The organism is uncultured Marivirga sp. (genome assembly GCF_963974845.1).
Lineage (GTDB): Bacteria > Bacteroidota > Bacteroidia > Cytophagales > Cyclobacteriaceae > Marivirga > Marivirga harenae.
Map to the genome: position 1 here is coordinate 167,090 of NZ_CAXBEQ010000002.1, position 15,885 is coordinate 182,974.

Annotated in this window: 14 protein-coding genes; 1 reads left to right on the forward strand and 13 read right to left on the reverse strand. The window is 30.9% G+C overall.

Annotation, left to right across the window (positions count from 1 at the left end; translation table 11 throughout):
- Positions 1-25: 25 nt before the first annotated feature.
- The 3 genes from AAC601_RS05225 to AAC601_RS05235 form a co-directional block, all read right to left on the reverse strand.
- The gene (locus AAC601_RS05225) at positions 26-1,135 is read right to left on the reverse strand and encodes a hypothetical protein (protein ID WP_340152672.1); all 1,110 of its coding nucleotides are present in this window, start codon (positions 1,133-1,135) and stop codon (positions 26-28) included.
- A 230-nt stretch (positions 1,136-1,365) separates the two neighbouring features.
- Entirely contained in the window at positions 1,366-1,662 is a 297-nt protein-coding gene (locus AAC601_RS05230) for a helix-turn-helix transcriptional regulator (RefSeq protein ID WP_085516253.1), read from the reverse strand.
- Positions 1,663-1,743: 81 nt separating this feature from the next.
- Positions 1,744-2,118: a hypothetical protein gene (locus tag AAC601_RS05235; RefSeq protein ID WP_340152673.1), complete on the reverse strand. Its 375-nt coding sequence runs from the start codon at positions 2,116-2,118 to the stop codon at positions 1,744-1,746.
- Between the two features lie 131 nt (positions 2,119-2,249).
- Between AAC601_RS05235 and AAC601_RS05240 the strand changes: the two genes are divergently transcribed.
- Positions 2,250-2,723, forward strand: coding sequence for an antitoxin Xre/MbcA/ParS toxin-binding domain-containing protein (locus AAC601_RS05240; protein ID WP_340152674.1), 474 nt, complete (start codon positions 2,250-2,252; stop codon positions 2,721-2,723).
- A gap of 197 nt (positions 2,724-2,920) precedes the next feature.
- Here the strand turns inward: AAC601_RS05240 and AAC601_RS05245 are convergent, their stop codons facing one another.
- The 10 genes from AAC601_RS05245 to AAC601_RS05290 form a co-directional block, all read right to left on the reverse strand.
- Positions 2,921-3,946: a hypothetical protein gene (locus AAC601_RS05245; RefSeq protein WP_340152675.1), complete on the reverse strand. Its 1,026-nt coding sequence runs from the start codon at positions 3,944-3,946 to the stop codon at positions 2,921-2,923.
- 124 nt (positions 3,947-4,070) lie between these two features.
- A complete protein-coding gene (locus AAC601_RS05250; RefSeq protein ID WP_340152676.1) occupies positions 4,071-5,957 on the reverse strand; it encodes an N-6 DNA methylase in 1,887 nt (628 codons plus the stop codon).
- Position 5,958: 1 nt separating this feature from the next.
- Entirely contained in the window at positions 5,959-6,699 is a 741-nt protein-coding gene (locus AAC601_RS05255) for a hypothetical protein (protein WP_340152677.1), read from the reverse strand.
- Positions 6,665-7,735 carry a hypothetical protein gene (locus AAC601_RS05260; protein WP_340152678.1) on the reverse strand — a complete coding sequence of 357 codons (1,071 nt, stop codon included), beginning with the start codon at positions 7,733-7,735 and terminating at the stop codon, positions 6,665-6,667. Before AAC601_RS05260 ends, AAC601_RS05255 begins: the two co-directional genes overlap by 35 nt.
- The gene (locus AAC601_RS05265) at positions 7,725-10,040 is read right to left on the reverse strand and encodes an ATP-binding protein (RefSeq protein ID WP_340152679.1); all 2,316 of its coding nucleotides are present in this window, start codon (positions 10,038-10,040) and stop codon (positions 7,725-7,727) included. The genes AAC601_RS05260 and AAC601_RS05265 overlap by 11 nt, the downstream gene beginning before the upstream one ends.
- 261 nt (positions 10,041-10,301) lie before the next feature.
- A complete protein-coding gene (locus tag AAC601_RS05270) occupies positions 10,302-10,493 on the reverse strand; it encodes a hypothetical protein (protein ID WP_340152680.1) in 192 nt (63 codons plus the stop codon).
- 131 nt (positions 10,494-10,624) lie between these two features.
- Positions 10,625-11,686, reverse strand: a complete 1,062-nt coding sequence (locus AAC601_RS05275; RefSeq protein WP_340152681.1) for an MBL fold metallo-hydrolase — start codon at positions 11,684-11,686, stop codon at positions 10,625-10,627.
- A gap of 406 nt (positions 11,687-12,092) precedes the next feature.
- A complete protein-coding gene (locus AAC601_RS05280; RefSeq protein ID WP_340152682.1) occupies positions 12,093-12,329 on the reverse strand; it encodes a hypothetical protein in 237 nt (78 codons plus the stop codon).
- Between the two features lie 158 nt (positions 12,330-12,487).
- Positions 12,488-14,050 (reverse strand): Tn7-like element transposition protein TnsE, encoded by a 1,563-nt coding sequence (locus AAC601_RS05285; protein WP_340152683.1) that lies wholly within the window; start codon positions 14,048-14,050, stop codon positions 12,488-12,490.
- A gap of 2 nt (positions 14,051-14,052) precedes the next feature.
- Positions 14,053-15,885: a TnsD family Tn7-like transposition protein gene (locus AAC601_RS05290; protein ID WP_340152684.1), complete on the reverse strand. Its 1,833-nt coding sequence runs from the start codon at positions 15,883-15,885 to the stop codon at positions 14,053-14,055.

Sequence of the window (15,885 nt, forward strand, 5' to 3'; positions counted from 1 at the left end):
TACGTATAATTTATATAATTCCAATTTAATCAAAATTTTCCGCTAGCCAATATTTGAACAGTGGATCTGTAAATTTGATAGTTTTATCTGAAATCGTATAAATGGTGCCTTCCTTAAGTAGTGAATTTTTGACTTTATCAAGTTTGGCTGAATATTCCAGCCCACTTTTCCGAATAAAGTCTAAGGAATATATTTTTTTACCGTTCGATTTTGAGAGCGCAATTAAAAAGAGCCTTTGATTTACATTATATTGGCTCAATTTCGATTTGTAGCTAGCAATATATCTCCTAAGTAGTATTTCAATACAATTTTCTACCCATTCATGGGAAATAATCTTGTTATTAGATTTTAAGACTTCTGAAAATAGGAATTCAGTGTAGCGCGGATTACGTTCAGTTACATTCAGAATTTTACTAATCAAATCTCTTTCAATAACCTTATCGACCTTTTTAAAACTTTTAGAAATGTAATCCGAAAATTGCTCTTTTGCAATTGGCTCTAAATATGTAATATGACCAAATTTGTATAAAAGGCTGTTCTTATTTCCAAATAGCTTGTTCATTTGGTAGATATGAGATCCGGAGATGCAGTATCTAACATGATTCTGTCTTTTTGTAATGTCGTGGAATAAATCTATGAAGAAGGATTCGATCTCATTCCATGATATAACACTTTGAAATTCAGATAAGCATATCAGTACATTAACCTTATTCTCCTTTGCTATCTTTTCTGGCAAATTTAAAATTGCTTCCTTTTGTAGTGTATTAAATGGTGCATTGCTGTTCGGTACTGAAATTTTATCACTGTCACTTTCTGTGGCTTCAATGATATAAGATATTTTCGAAGAGGAAATATCCTGTAAAGAAGACTTTAATGAATCTTTAGAAATTGCTTTTAGGCTATTTAGGATTTCAGAAGCATATTTGCATAGAAATTCATCTTCTGAGACTGAAAAAAGCATATTTAAAGAAATGGACACGATTTTCTTTTCAACTGATGCTTTTTGAATTGAGTAGTTGATTAAAGATTCTTTCTCGAAATTGTAAGGCGCAATTATTACTACATTATCAAATAAGCTTATTCTTTCTATTAATTCAGTCTTTTCGTCAATTAAAGATACAAGGTCGTTTTTCATCAATTGGATAAAAATTAATAACTGGAGGTTTAATAGTACTTACAATTAAATGAGAATTAATATAGGATACCACACAATTCACCTTCTTTAGAGATAATCTACTAAATACTAACCGATAAGTTAGTAACTAAAACCTATTCATCCAAAATCTTATCCTTTCCTTCAACCGGAAAATCAATTCAATCTGATTTCCAATATTGATTAGACAATTATTTTTGGAGAAAACTAATTTATCTTTTCTTCCCAAATAATTTATTCATTTCTTTAATCCCCTTTAAAGGAAGTTCTTCCCCCACAATCGCATCAACTACACCATCCAGTATATCTAAATATCTTGAAACCTCAATTAAAACCACTAGGGAAACTTTACCAGTTGATTCTAAGCGGACTATTGTTCCTCTATCATAGCCGGTTTGAAAGGAGAGTTCTTCCTGCGTAATGCCCTTGAATTTTCTTCTGTCTTTAAGTGCTTTGCCAATTCTTTGAAGAATTTCTGTATTTGAATAGAGTTTGTATGCTTTTGACATAATTATTTTTGTTGTATATATACAACAAATTAACGAAAATCAAGCGAAATGTGTTATAAATACAACATTTTTTAAATCATGTTACCACCACAAAGTGGTAAATACTTTCGGAAACAATGCTAGACCCTGAGTTACTATATCTTTTTCTTTTTCGTTCCAAAGATGGCTGCCTTCATCTTTTACAATCAATTTCATTGCTTCTAATAGCATATCAACTTCTCTGATAAGTTGTTTATCTCTGGCTAATCTTTCATTAGCTAATTCTTGATATCGCTCCAATCTGGGAATAATGAAACTAGCTACAGTGTAATCGAGACTCCATGTTTCACTATCATCGAATCCTCTTTCCATCCTTTGCTTTCTGAACTGCTCTTCCCTTTCATCATCTTTTTCTGTAAGGGAAAAACAGATGTTGGGGATTTTTAGGTACTTTATGTCAATTGATTCTGATTTCATAAGAAATTATTTTAGTGAGCTGATTTCCTATATTGGTATCTATTTCAGTAAAGTTATTTGCCGCTAACTTACAGTTTTATAGAAAGAATATAAATAAGTACATTTATAAATAGCTTAGCAATTTAGTAAAAATGAATACTACGAATACAGAACTAGTTATTTTTCTAAAGCAATTAGAAACCTCTTATCCTAAAAGACTAGATTCATATGATTATGAGACTTTTCTATCGGATCATTTTACTATTGTAAATGCATTAGAGTATGGAGTAAACACTAAATTATTTAAGGAGATAAAAGACTTTTGTGTTCTTAATGATCTCCAGTGGGCAACTCTTTTAGACATTAGCCTTGCAACCTTAAAAAGATATATGAAGAGAGAGTCGCATATTTTTAAAATAAATCAAGCTCAAAAAATATTTCAGGCAATGAATATTAATATTGTTGGGCAAAATGTATTCTGTGACGATCAGAACTTCAGTATATGGTTAGAAGAGAGTAATTTAATCTTTGACGGAAAAAGCCCAGTGGATTTACTGGATTCTACATTTGGTCAGCAATTGGTATTAAAGGAGTTGAATAATATTGAACATGGGATTTTTCTGTAAATACTGAAATGGTTTTGAGATGTCGGGTGGAGCAGTTTAAAATTTGATCATTCTTCTCTACTCGAACCTTCTCTCGATTCTTAGCTGTTTACATTTCTCTTCCCTACCGGCATCCTCTTTAGTTTGGGAAAAGCAAATAGTTAATTTAGTTAAACAATGAGAGTTATTGGCAAAAGTTATTTTCGATTGGATTGCTATTAATCATTATACATGCCCTTAATATTTTCAATTTCATTTTCAAGTTCTTCACGAGAAGGATAATCAATCAAGATAGGATCATTATTTATTAAATTGTCCAATAATTGGTTTTCTATAACAAATTCCATTAAAGAATTGGAGGCAAATCCTGATGCTAAATAGTAAAAAACAATTACTGTTTCATAAATTGTACTTTGGGACACTAAGTAGCTAATGTATAATTCCTGATTTAATGACTCTTTAATAAACAAAGCGAAAAATTCTAACTCTTTAGTATAATGATCAATGAAATATCCATAATCACTTTTTATTGTAGAATATATTTCTTTGTAAATTTCTTTTCTGTGATCGAAATTAATTTTATAAAATTTAACAGTCCCAATGTCTATTAAAACACTTCGTAAATTAGGAGGTTCTTGGCCCACTGAACCAAAATAATATTTCAAATACTCCCATCTGTCATTTTTATCACGTCTTTTTAGTTCTGAAATAAAATCTTGTTTAAATAACTCAAAATCTTTTAATTCAGGATTGTTATCTCTAGCATTAAATAATTTATTCAAAAAAAAGTTGTCAATATTTTCAGGTTCATCACAAATTAACTTTCTTGAAAGTAAATGACATTTTTCAATTACTCTATTTTTGTATTCTTTTGTTAAAAAAGAAAAAAATTGATACCCATGATATTTTGTGCTATTTTCTTCAATAGTGCTATTTATTATTCTATTCTGTTGCTTGTCTAAAATGCGATAGAAAATCTGATCTTCTCCTTGTTTTTGCGATTGCCTCCTTTGTTCATTCAGAGTTTCGTAAAGTAAGAGAAAACTAACTAAGGCTACAATTGTACCAATAAGCCCGCCTATTAATGAGCCATATTGACCAAATAGGGTTCCATTAATCGGTTGATTTGTTGCTAAATCTCTATTTAGGAAAAACAATACTGTAACAATAATCATTATAATTATACCTAAGGATAAGAGAATCCAAGCTAATTGTTCAAACTTTCCTTTTTTAATGTTGCTCATTTTTTTTTAAATAATGATTGTAAGTATTTCTACCTTTCGTCTTACTTCTAATGTGTACTATTCACTGAACATGACCCTAAATCTTTTTGGGTGCAGATTAAAACGATTTAGCCTTAAGAAATATTTATTTAAGATGTAAACCATATTTTTTCTCTAAAAAAGCATCTATCTTATTTTGATCCTTTAGTGTAAGTAACATCTCTTCTTCATCCTCCGCTAAATCACAGATTCCAAAGTTTTTAATGTAGTTTTTGGCGACAGAAAAATAATTGCCTTCATATGGTTTACTAGTGTTCTTTATATAATACCAAAACACTTTTGACATCAAGATTTTTTGCAAAACTAAAAGCTGTTCTTTTGAATCTGATAAGATAGCATAACCATTATAAAACATTAACTGCTCATCCTCAGTGAATACAAAACATGGTTTATTAGTTATGTATGGAAATAGTAGTTTCTTCCCTTTCAAAGTCAAAGCTTGATTCCTTCCGTAAGCGAACCACTGTTCATAATTACCATTTCCTTTATCTCTTTCGGAGAGAGTCTGTTTTTGATCAAGCAAATATTCGTAAGTAAACGGGTATTTCGTTTTTAATTCATTTTCATTTTTAGATTTTAACTCTCTTGATTGCGTTCCGAAAAGATCATCTACACTTGGTGTTATTGAATAAGGGAAAATTAGTTTTTCAATTTTATCTTTTAATTCCGATTCAGATTTTAAAGTATTGGGTTTAATTGTATCCTTACAGATACTTTTTTCTATTTTATATTCTTTATTATCCTTTATTGAATAGTAGTAGTTTTTATCTTCTTTAATTGGTTTAAATACATATACATTGTTTTTTAGCGTAGCAAAACCGTTTCGGATTTCAAATTTTTTACCCAAAGGGGATCCACAATTTTCAATCTTGGCAATATTTTTCTGAATTTTATTATTAATCAAATACCAACCGTTAAAATCGTCAAGATTAGCGTAGGGAATGCTTATATAATCAGACTGTCTTATTTTACTAATATTACTACTTAAGCTTTTTACGTATTTGACAGATGAACTTGGTAATTTTGCAATTATGCAGATACAAGTATAGGTAGATCGCTTTTTGAATAGTTGCTCTCCTGCGAAATCAATAATAGAAATATCAAATTTATTTGTTGAGAAGTAATTTCTAACTGACCTGCCATTTAAACTTTTGTAAAAAGTATTAACGGTTATATATCCTAAAACTCCTTTTTCATTTAGGTTGGACATACCAATTTCAAAGAAAGGAATATACAAATCTGGTTTTCCACTTCTAGAAACACTCCAGTTCTGTAATAAGTCCTTTGTCTTATTATCCATTTTGGAAGCTCCTACATAAGGAGGATTGCCAACAATAATATCAAATCCGCTATTTCTCTTTATTTGTTCGATTTTAGACCAATCAAAATCTAAAGCATCACCACAGTACAAATTAAATTCAAACTCCTTTGGGTCTTCATTATTAATAATTGCGAAAAGGGATAGAAGTATTTTAGTCCTTTTTATACTATAATCTTCAATATCTAAACCATAGATATTATCCCTGTATATTTCAAAGTAGCTTTTTTTAGTTTCTTTTTTAAACACTTCTGCTATTGTCTTAAAAAAGCCACCGCAGCCGCAAGCAATATCTCCAATTTTCAATTCTTGGATAGAATTCTTTTCATGATTTTTAATTACACTCTCTACAATATGTTTCCTTATATATTCCGGTGTAAAAACAGCACCATTCACTTCTTTATCCTTAGGAGAGATAACAAATTCAAACAGTTTAATTAACTCTTCAATATCAAAACCAGTGTCACCAAATAATTTAATGAATTCATATACTTGTAGACATTCTTGTCCATCAGAAATAACTAAATCTCTGATCAGCTTGTTTTGGACATCTTTTACCTTGTTTAGAATCAAAAATGTAGAGACTAAGAGCTTGTTTACATCTTTAGTTTGGTAAGAATACTCCTTTAAATATTTAAGAATGTTTTGATTCATTTTAATCTAAATACAAAGGAAAAATTTTATTAATCGTAAAATCTTGGTGAGTATTTGCTGAATCAAAAGCTTTGAAATACGGAGTCCATAACCTTTCTTGGGCACGTCTTATAATCTGCCGGTATTCATATTTTTCTTTTAGCTCATTTACAAATGGAAAATCTCTTGCGCTATAAAAATTTGAGATAATAAAATGAAAACCTAAAAAAAAATCCATAGGGGGATGTGGTAATCTAGGGCTAGAAAAAATTGAAATGTCGCCTGTGTCTAGACCTTCCAAATAGTCACCTCCAAAATGGAAATGATATGTGGGGTGAGTATATTTTGGCTCAGAACTATCGATATGTTTATCTAGGTGCCAACAATTTTTGTATGGTTTACTATCACTTTCACCAGTACTGACAAAAGAATCAATATTTAATTCAAATAAATAATCTTTATCAACTATATCGTTTTTTGTGTAATCTTTATTAACCAGAGAAATAGTGTTAGCTAAAGATATTTTATATTTATTCAAGGTTTCTGGCATTGTGCCAGAAATTCTCTTGTTTAGATTAAAAACAATATCTTTGATCTCATATTTAAATGAGTCTAATGAATCTATTTTTCCTTGAAGACTATATAAAGAATCAAAATCTCCAATTTGATAATCTCTTATTAGCTCTAAAAATTTGCTTAAATCTTGTCTAAAATTTCTTAAACTCCAATTATCCATTTGCTCTTTCCCTTTTAACCAGTTCACGAACAGCTTTTTTATCAATTTCACTTACTAAATTTTTGTATTCATCCATTTTACCTGCTAGAGCTGATTCCATAGATAAATATTCCTTTTCCTGCCAAGGTAAATAGTCTTTTAATAATTCAATACCATCAAATGGATCTAAAGGTCGCCTTGAATCTTTGCAAATTGTCCAAAAGTTAGAACTTATTGCATGTTTAGTTTTGGTTAAGGGTGTCAATCTTTTTAACCCTAATTTCGCCTTTAGCAATTTTACTCGTTCTTCAGAATCCAAACTTCTTAATGAGAAGTCTGAGCTTATTGTTTCAGTCCACCATTTATCAATTTTATCCATCCACCATCGATCCAAATAATCCGAAAAGACGCCAGTGTATAACGAATCATTAATTTTGCCTAATAACTTTTGCCAATCTTCAGATTCCTTTGTGACACCAAGCCTTGCAGACAAAACATCTTCACCAATCATAATACCTACGGGCCTAATAATATCATAATAAATGAAGCTGCTTAAACCAAATAGATTTTTTCCAATAGCTTTTGCGTCAGATTTAACTCGGGAGTGCAAAATAAAATTCCCATCAAAGTCAAGGATTTTATCAAGATCGAATTTATGCTGTTTGATAGTTTCGTATGATTTAATAAAGGAGTTTAATTTCTTTTTAAAATTTTCTTTATTTTCAGAAAATTCTTCCTTTGTTAAAACAAAATCAAACAAATCCTGACTGGTTAAGTCTTTATCAAATTCTCTAACCTTTATTTTCTCATTTGACATCAAGATTAGAGGAAAATCCTTTAAATCATTTTTATGTTTGGTTCTTAAAGTTTGTGCAATAGTTGGAGCATCAAAGCAAGCATTGTTCTTCCCTTTAGTCAATCTATAGTCTAAGATGCAGGCTTTAGTGTTTTCTTCTAAGGAACCATATAAATCACTTATATCTGAGGTCGGATTGTATAGTTTTACATTAAAATTTAAGTTTTCAATTTCTTTTAATCGACTTTCTGTTTCTAAGTCATCAATATATAATACTTTATAAGCCATAATCGTCTAATTCTTTATCTGTCGCTTTCGGTACTTCTATTCTTATACAGGTATTAAAACCTTGTTTTGGTGAAACTACTTTGATATTTCCTCTATAGCTAGATACAATATCTTTTACAATTTTTAACCCTAATCCAGTCCCAGTTATTTCGGTACTTGTTTCTATATCTTCAAAGGAATTAGGTGAAGTTGTGGTAAAGAATTCCTCAAATATTCTTTCTTCGTTTTCTTCAGAAATCCCATCACCACTATCTGAAAACTCTAAGTATATTTTATTATCTTCTAATCCACATTCAATTTTAATTTCTCCTGGTTTCTCAGTTCGTTTTATTGCCTTTTTAGAGTTTGTATATAGGTTAAACAAAATAGAAGACCATTCAGACGGATGCATAGGAACAGTGTATAAATAAACTCCATTTCTTAATGGCTCATAAAACTTAATTTTACTTTTAGCGGAGTCACTATTGATTGATTTCCAAAAATATTCAACTCTATTTTGAATTTCGATAGGTCTTAATTCCCTAATTACATTTAGAGAAATGACATTGTCAAAATATGAAGTGTAACTTCTAAATGTTGTAAGATTTTTGTCTAAAATTAAAAGTCTTTCAGTCAATACCGTATCTGATCTTAATTTTTCTAGTAAAAATTTTACATCAGATTCCATATTAATTAAATAATCTCTTACCTCATGTATAAACTGACCAATAGTAATTCCGACACTACTTAAGACCCGGAGCATTGATTTTTCTTTGAGCATTTTATTGGTCTCTTCTTTTTGTAACTCCGCAACTTCTTTAAGGTCTTTTTGAAGTCTTTTTAGTCTGTTTTTTCTTCTTTTTTTGACCTGAATATTACCTTCTTCCTTTTCTAACTCAAAATCTAATGCCTCAAGAGTATGAACAATATCCTTAATACGGACTTCAATTTTTTCATATAATTTACCGTCCTTTTGTTGGCCAGATACGATCTTAACATTTCTAACTTCTGCTATTTTAATGACACCAGTAAGAATTGTACGATAAACAAAATTTTGCAATTCAACAAGAGATTCATTTTCCATTAATCCCTCTCTACTAGAAGTTTCATTAAAATCCCCTTTGTAATCAGTTAATTCAACGAAGCCAAAAAAGTTATTATTTCCATGTACAGGAAGTATAGATCTACGTGTTACAGACTGGTCTAATTTTAGCCAATCATTTCCTGGTTCACCATATGGTAAAACTCTAAATCCATTTCTATATAATCTGATACCCCCAGATGTACTAGCTGCTTTTCTAATTGTGGCTTCGTGCATTTTTGGAATAAACCCCGCATTATATATAAAATAGTAAGCTTTAAAACGGACTTTTTTTATTTCTGTGAATGGTGTACTATTATCGTCAGGATCACTTCCTATTTCTCCATATTCTTCGATATCAAGTTTGTTACTAGTAATAGAATAAACACCTAATCCTTTTTCATCAATCCAACCTTCAATTTCAGCAACGGCATGATCGTAAATCATTTTAGATTCATCTGCTATTACTAACGTTTTGTCACTTTCAATTTTTTTGAAAATTGTTTTAAAACCAGGATCTAAAAAGTCGATTTGTTTTTTATTACCATTGATTTTTTCTTCCGAAAGCGGAAATGGCTGAATTATTGCACTTACATATCTATAAATCCGTTTGATAGCTGCTTGTGTCCATTTATCTTTTAATCCTTCAATCTTTAATGTTGTCCCTTCTTCTTTCCTTTTAGGAATAGTATGAATTTTGTTTGTGATGTTTGAAATGTCTATATCTCCTTGATAATTGGCCCAATTAATTGTAACTACAAGTGAAAAATCATCGTCAACTGTTTGAGTTGTAATCGTCAATTTCTCACCTAATCTTTGAACAGCAAATCTCCCTATACCTTTTTGACCAGCTCGTTTGCGATTATATCTTTCAGAAAAAGGATTACGCAACTTATCTGTAGAGGATATTCTCATGAAACCTTTAATTAACTGATCCCTAGTCATTCCTAAACCGTCATCTTCAATAAACAAGGTTCCTCCTCTTACATCAGAATTTTCAAACCGAAGTATTACCTTCTTTGCATCTGCATCGTAAGAGTTTTTCACCAATTCTGATACTGCAGTTTCTTGTCTGGCAACTAATTCTGTTCCTAATCTGTCAATTACTCCTGCATCAACACTAAAACGAACGTTGTCATTATCAAAACTGGCTAATTTTGTAGAGAGCTCTAATATCTTACTGTAATTACTAGAGTCACTTGCTAGCACCTTTTCTAATTCCTCCCTAATTTCTTGTTCGTTCATACCTTATTTTCCAGAAGTCCGCTGAATATTGTTTTGTAAAAAGATTAGATATAATTGATACAAATAACAAACATTACAACTATATCTTTCTTAGTTCAAGTTACAATTTCAAATATAACGAATTTGTTATCATTACATTTAAAATGTCTTAACGATCGTTTATTAAAATACCTTGTGCTCAGGGGATCATGAAAGCAATTAAAGGTTCTCGTCTAAAATACTAATGAATCTCAAATGCTCTGGTCTTGGAATAAGAAAGCTCTATTTATAACATAGTAGAGCTGAAGCGACAAACTTTTCACCCTCAATTATTCTACTTTCAAGAAGTGAGTGGCTTAAATTTATTACTTCTATACTTTTATCTTTTTTTAGAAACTGGTGTATTTCATCTGAAAGCTGCTTAATCGCAACTTCAGGTGCATGGCCAAATCTGGTGAATTCCTTTACTTTCATATTTTATCTATTTATAAGTTAAAAATTTCATTTTCTATCATTTGCTAGGAAGTTGATTCTTTTACAATTCCATTAGTATATCATAATGGTTTTAATACATCTTCGTTTTCAGCTACAGTTGTGTATGTGGTTCATATTTCAAATTCTATAGAGCCTAAAGTCTTTGTTGATCTAACATCTCGTTTAGATCTGGAATTCTTAGAAATACAGTCAAGTACTGGTTTATCTTGATGTCTATCTCCAGAGTTATCGGAGTAGCTCGGTTTCATAACGTCAATTATTTCCTTCGAAATATTATTGTTACTTCCATGATGCGGAATTTTCAACCAATGAATATTTCTAAGCTCCTCTTCCCAATTCGGGATTGCTTTAAAGGAGGAAATTCCAGCATCACCTGTAAACAAGAATCGTTTATCATCCTTATCAATGGCAAATATAATACTAGCTTTATTGGTTGGTGTTAATCTTACGGTTGAATCATTCTTAAGAAATTGGCAAGGAGCCTCCCCATGATTGATTAATTCAATTTTTCTTTTCCTCCAAAAGACAAGACTTTCATTTAGATAATCAATAGTCTCACCTACTATTATATCATCCAGACTTTTATCCTGTGGGAATAATTCATCATAAAAATTCTGTAGAGGACCTAGCACCTTAATTTCAGGCCAGCCATCTACTGAATCTCCATAAAACACTTCTCTAACTTTACTTGGCGGAAGTAGTCCTAGGAACGTTTCTAATTGTCTTAAAGACTCTATTACAAAAGAAGATTTCTCTCTGATTGCTTCTTCTTTTATTGATGAATTCTTATTTATAATTCTGCTTTCGAAAACGAATTGGCTGAAAGATTGGAAATCTTTCTTTTTGTCAAATGATTCAAGAATCGCCTTTTCATCCTGAGATAACTCAGGTGATCTATGAACCCAAACTTCTTTTATTCCTTCAATATAATCTTGAACCAGCGGAATAAGTCCACCAATGTGATCGCTATCATAATGCGTTGCAACGACTATGTCAGGTGATGATTTGTCAAGTTTACTGAGCAACTCCACTAGAGCTGGCTTCATTACCTTTTCGTAGTGCCAAGGCTGGCCGCCATCTACTACCATGACCAAATCCTTATTGTCCTTGTTGAGATGTACGATAATTGCATCCCCGTCACCAACGTTAAGTATTTTTATTATTCCGTTCATAATTTAATACTGTTAAGTTAAATGCAATGCCACACAACATTTAATTATGTAATGCATCTATTTAATTTTCAACTCCCAGAAAGCTCTTTGAAATTTCTTTACTCCCAAGCATGAGGCTTGAAAGGGGGATTCTAAAGGTTTTGGTTGCTGATGAGTTGTAAATATAGAAATACCGTTCTAAAATTCAGCATAAAAATCGATCTATTCATCGAAAAAAGAGGATTTTCAGATGACAGAAAGAAAAAGAGTGAGTAATTAGGTATTTGCTCTTCGTATAAATATATCAATACGGGTTTAGCTGTCAAAGCAATGGCGTTTCACAGGAATGCCCTTTATGGACACACGATAAGTTTACAGGTTTAAAAAAATATACTTATTGTAGTTTGCTCCATGAGCTTCAATTTTGTTAGCTTTTCATATTCCTCTTTAATTTAAGCTTCGATTCGCCAATTTGTTTATGATTTACAAACAGCACATAATCAGCGGGACCAATGTCAGTTTGGTATTCCCGAACTGCTATTCCCAATCCTGCTGATAAATTTACTTTGGATTTATCTTGCACCAACCACCCAGCATCCACCAGCATTTGATCAATGCGGTCTCTGGCAATTTGCTCAGGGTTTTGGTTGGCTGTTGCAGTCATTTATGGATTAAATTGATATAATAATGACTTAAATTAAGGCAAAATTTCCTAGAATCACATAGGATGACCGTATTATTCGATGAATCTGATGAAGATTTTGACATTAGTCAAATTTGATACCTTAAGATCATCAGTCATATTATTCCTTAAGTAGAAAGCTATGCAGCAAAAAATTCTATTAAATTATCAACTAATTTATTCTGTACTTTCTCGTACATTTCCTGATCCTCCGGTTTTGTTGATTTAAGACCTCTTGGATGTCTTATTCTCCAATGCCTACTGTACTCTACCAAGTATTGAACTGGCCAAACGCCTCCATTTGCACTCATTTTTAAAATGATTTGTTCTAAAAACTCTTCCTTCTCAATGTATTCAACATCTTCAAAAACCAAAGTTGAGATATATTTACCATCTGAGGAATCGACTTCTAACAAGAAAAATGGATCAGGATCCGTTACTTCAATAATTAAAATTTTTCGTTTCTGTCCATTCATGTTAGAAAATACAAGGTGTTCAGGAACATCTCTTATGACATACTCGAAAGATAGACCAAAGCCATTTGCAGTAATTTCAAAAGCCTTACAAAAGGTGAATAATCCATTAGGGATTTTAGAGTAATCAAACTCTTTAAACTTCAAGTTTGATTCAAGCTTGGCTTTAATATTGTTAACATCAAATGATTTTCCTCCAAAACTAAATCTCAATTCTTTATTAGGAATGTCTTTATTGTATGTATTTGATTTCCTTATCTTCCTATTATTACTTGTGCTTCTTTTATAAACAATTTCTGGTCGTTTTTTCACAAAGTTATTACCAATACTTATAGGTATTTTAGAACTTCTTTTTTGCTGATTATGACCTTTTTGACTTATATCTGGGACGATAGGGAATTCCTTTTCCAATGGGTTTTTCTTTTTATCAGAAGCATCTTTGGTAGATTGAGTCTCGGTCAATTCGGGGATAATTACTTTTATTACTTCAAATGGTAATGTCTCATTTATGTCAATATCATTTATTTGAAGCACTAAATTGAAATTTGTGTATTTTTTAACGCACACATTCATCTTTACTTCTTTTAGATTTAATTGGCTGAACGAAAAGTCTCTTTTTGATATATTTGGATTGAATTTAATATCATCCCAATATTTTTTTATTGGTTTACAAAATAGAAGGTAAGCAACATTGAAAATAAAGGTTTGATTTTTCAATAAATTTTTAGGAAGAAATTCATTGAACTGCAATATTAATTTTTTTTTAGAATCCTCTTTTATTATTTCGCGGTGATCCAAGGCAATGTCTAAAAATTCATTTTTAAAAATGAACGAACCTATTTCACTGGTGATAAATAGTAATACCCTAAATAGATCGTAACAGAAGAAAACATAATATTCCCCATTATGCTCTATTCGATATATCATTGATTCATCATATAATATTCTAGGGTTATAAAAATCAAAATCTCCAGTCTTTAAATCCTTGAAATTAATGCAGTCACCTTTTCCAAATTCTTGAAAATGTAAATCTGCTTTTGGAAAGGCATTAGGGTTTAATTGTTCAAAATTTTCAATTTCCCCTCCAATTAAAATGTTAGGCGTCCTGTCAACTGGAAAGTATTCTTTTTGATAATAAGGCTTTATACCTATTTTTTTAACTTCGGTTTCCAACTGCCATTGATCATCTGAAAAGACTGCATTTGGTACTGAGATAACTTCAAATGCCATAATTATGCAGTTTTAATGAAAGTTTGTCTTGATAATTCAAAAGTCCCATTTACAATCCCTTTAGCAAGTTGAATTAATTCATAGTTAAGGTATTCTTTTCTTATGCCTGCTTTTCTTAAGAGTGTCCAGTAAGAGATTTCTGCTTTCCCGTCTTTCATTTCTAAAGCAGATAGAACAAGTCTTTTTTTCCTATGAAAATATTTTGACTCATGAATTTTAGATAAGTATTCGTCACAATTTTCAAGCTTCTCTTGATTATTATAAAACATTTTTTCTTTTTTCACCATTATGAGAAGTAAGCTTTTTGTTATTCTTTTTTTAGGATTTTCTGTCAATGCATTTGACCTTGCTATCCTTAATTCTTGAAGAATTTCCAGATCCCTTGCTTTCCAATTAATTCTTAATTTCGAAGTTGGGTTAGATTTATAATATTTTTGTTTTTGTAACCATTCTTTACAATTCCGATATAAAAAAGCAAAAAGGGCAGGCTTCTTTTTTCTTAGTTCAGTAATACCAGATTTTGGGTTTTTCCTCATATGCTGTTGCCAAATTTCCTGCTTCGTCTCCAGTTCAGTTTTAGGAGTGGAATCGCCTTCCACTATAATAGATTTAAATTTATTGACTGTCTTGGAGTCACATCCTAATATTCGGGCAATAGCTCTTATACTCATTTTTTCCTCTACTAGAAGTTGATTTAGTTTAGAATGCCATACGGGTCCATATTCTTTTATTCTAGTAAAATAGTTTTGCTTACTAGTTATATAGCTATGAGTATATTTATGTCCGCAATTACATTCAACCAAAGTAATTTGCCGTTTGGATTTATGGTCAATGTGTCTTGAAAATGTAGTTTGGATTGACTGATTGTAATGCTCACACACTTTATTTAAACAAGGATACTTTATATTTTCAATTTCAATGACTTCTAGGCTTTCATTTTTTGTTTCTAAATATTTCAAAAAATTGTCTATTATAACATGCCGACAGGGGTCGAAGCCTTTTCTGTGTTTTCTAAATATTCCTTTTAACCAACAAGAAGGGTTATCCAAATTTACTGATGACTTAAATTTAGCCAATAGAGTGTCGTTATATAAGTCAGTAAAGTTTTCATATAACCCCTGAGTACTTAGTTGATTTGCGTTTTTAACTAAGCCATGTTTAAATAATTCCTTCCGATAGAAGAAGGGGTCATCAGCATCAAAAGGATTTTGCCTTCCTTTCAACAGTTTTTCAATATCCTTACAAATATTGAGGTATTCAGTAGATTCATTTTGTTCAATTAAGCTAAATTGATCTAAGTGATCTTCAAGAAATAAAAACTCATGTTTGTTAAAATTAACTCTACTCTTATTTAATTCTAATAAATATATATTGTGTTGAGTACAAATTTGTATTGATGGGATTTGATGGGTTCTTCTCAAGTAGGGCGATATATTTTCAGATTTATCTTCTTTAACGCACAAGGGGCAATATTTCGGTGATTTGCCAGCGGGGAAAATCCCAGCGTTAATTCCGATCAGCGTATGAATATCTCCTGATTTACTTAACATTGAATGTCTAACTTTCTCAGCTTTTGTTGGAGTTAAAAATGACTGATAATACGGGAAGAGGGTGTTATCGGCCAAAATCATTTCAACATCCTTATCAAACATTTCTAGGTTGTGTATTAAATGTTTTAATCCGCTAGGAAGATCAAGCGTTGCACTAATAGTTTTTCTGTCAAAAAGATTATTTAATAAATGCTTGGGGCCTCGGCTTCCGGAAATTTTTAAATATCTGGCAATCACACTGTATAGAATTTCATCAGGATATGTATGAGGCCAATAATAAAGCAT

What these genes read in the sequence shown, in the direction of transcription:
- AAC601_RS05225 (WP_340152672.1), bottom strand. Translation starts at nt 1,135, where the DNA reads ATGAAAAACGACCTTGTATCTTTAATTGACGAAAAGACTGAATTAATA.
- AAC601_RS05230 (WP_085516253.1), bottom strand. Translation starts at nt 1,662, where the DNA reads ATGTCAAAAGCATACAAACTCTATTCAAATACAGAAATTCTTCAAAGA.
- AAC601_RS05235 (WP_340152673.1), bottom strand. Translation starts at nt 2,118, where the DNA reads ATGAAATCAGAATCAATTGACATAAAGTACCTAAAAATCCCCAACATC.
- AAC601_RS05240 (WP_340152674.1), top strand. Translation starts at nt 2,250, where the DNA reads ATGAATACTACGAATACAGAACTAGTTATTTTTCTAAAGCAATTAGAA.
- AAC601_RS05245 (WP_340152675.1), bottom strand. Translation starts at nt 3,946, where the DNA reads ATGAGCAACATTAAAAAAGGAAAGTTTGAACAATTAGCTTGGATTCTC.
- AAC601_RS05250 (WP_340152676.1), bottom strand. Translation starts at nt 5,957, where the DNA reads ATGAATCAAAACATTCTTAAATATTTAAAGGAGTATTCTTACCAAACT.
- AAC601_RS05260 (WP_340152678.1), bottom strand. Translation starts at nt 7,735, where the DNA reads ATGGCTTATAAAGTATTATATATTGATGACTTAGAAACAGAAAGTCGA.
- AAC601_RS05265 (WP_340152679.1), bottom strand. Translation starts at nt 10,040, where the DNA reads ATGAACGAACAAGAAATTAGGGAGGAATTAGAAAAGGTGCTAGCAAGT.
- AAC601_RS05270 (WP_340152680.1), bottom strand. Translation starts at nt 10,493, where the DNA reads ATGAAAGTAAAGGAATTCACCAGATTTGGCCATGCACCTGAAGTTGCG.
- AAC601_RS05275 (WP_340152681.1), bottom strand. Translation starts at nt 11,686, where the DNA reads ATGAACGGAATAATAAAAATACTTAACGTTGGTGACGGGGATGCAATT.
- AAC601_RS05280 (WP_340152682.1), bottom strand. Translation starts at nt 12,329, where the DNA reads ATGACTGCAACAGCCAACCAAAACCCTGAGCAAATTGCCAGAGACCGC.
- AAC601_RS05285 (WP_340152683.1), bottom strand. Translation starts at nt 14,050, where the DNA reads ATGGCATTTGAAGTTATCTCAGTACCAAATGCAGTCTTTTCAGATGAT.
- AAC601_RS05290 (WP_340152684.1), bottom strand. Translation starts at nt 15,885, where the DNA reads ATGCTTTATTATTGGCCTCATACATATCCTGATGAAATTCTATACAGT.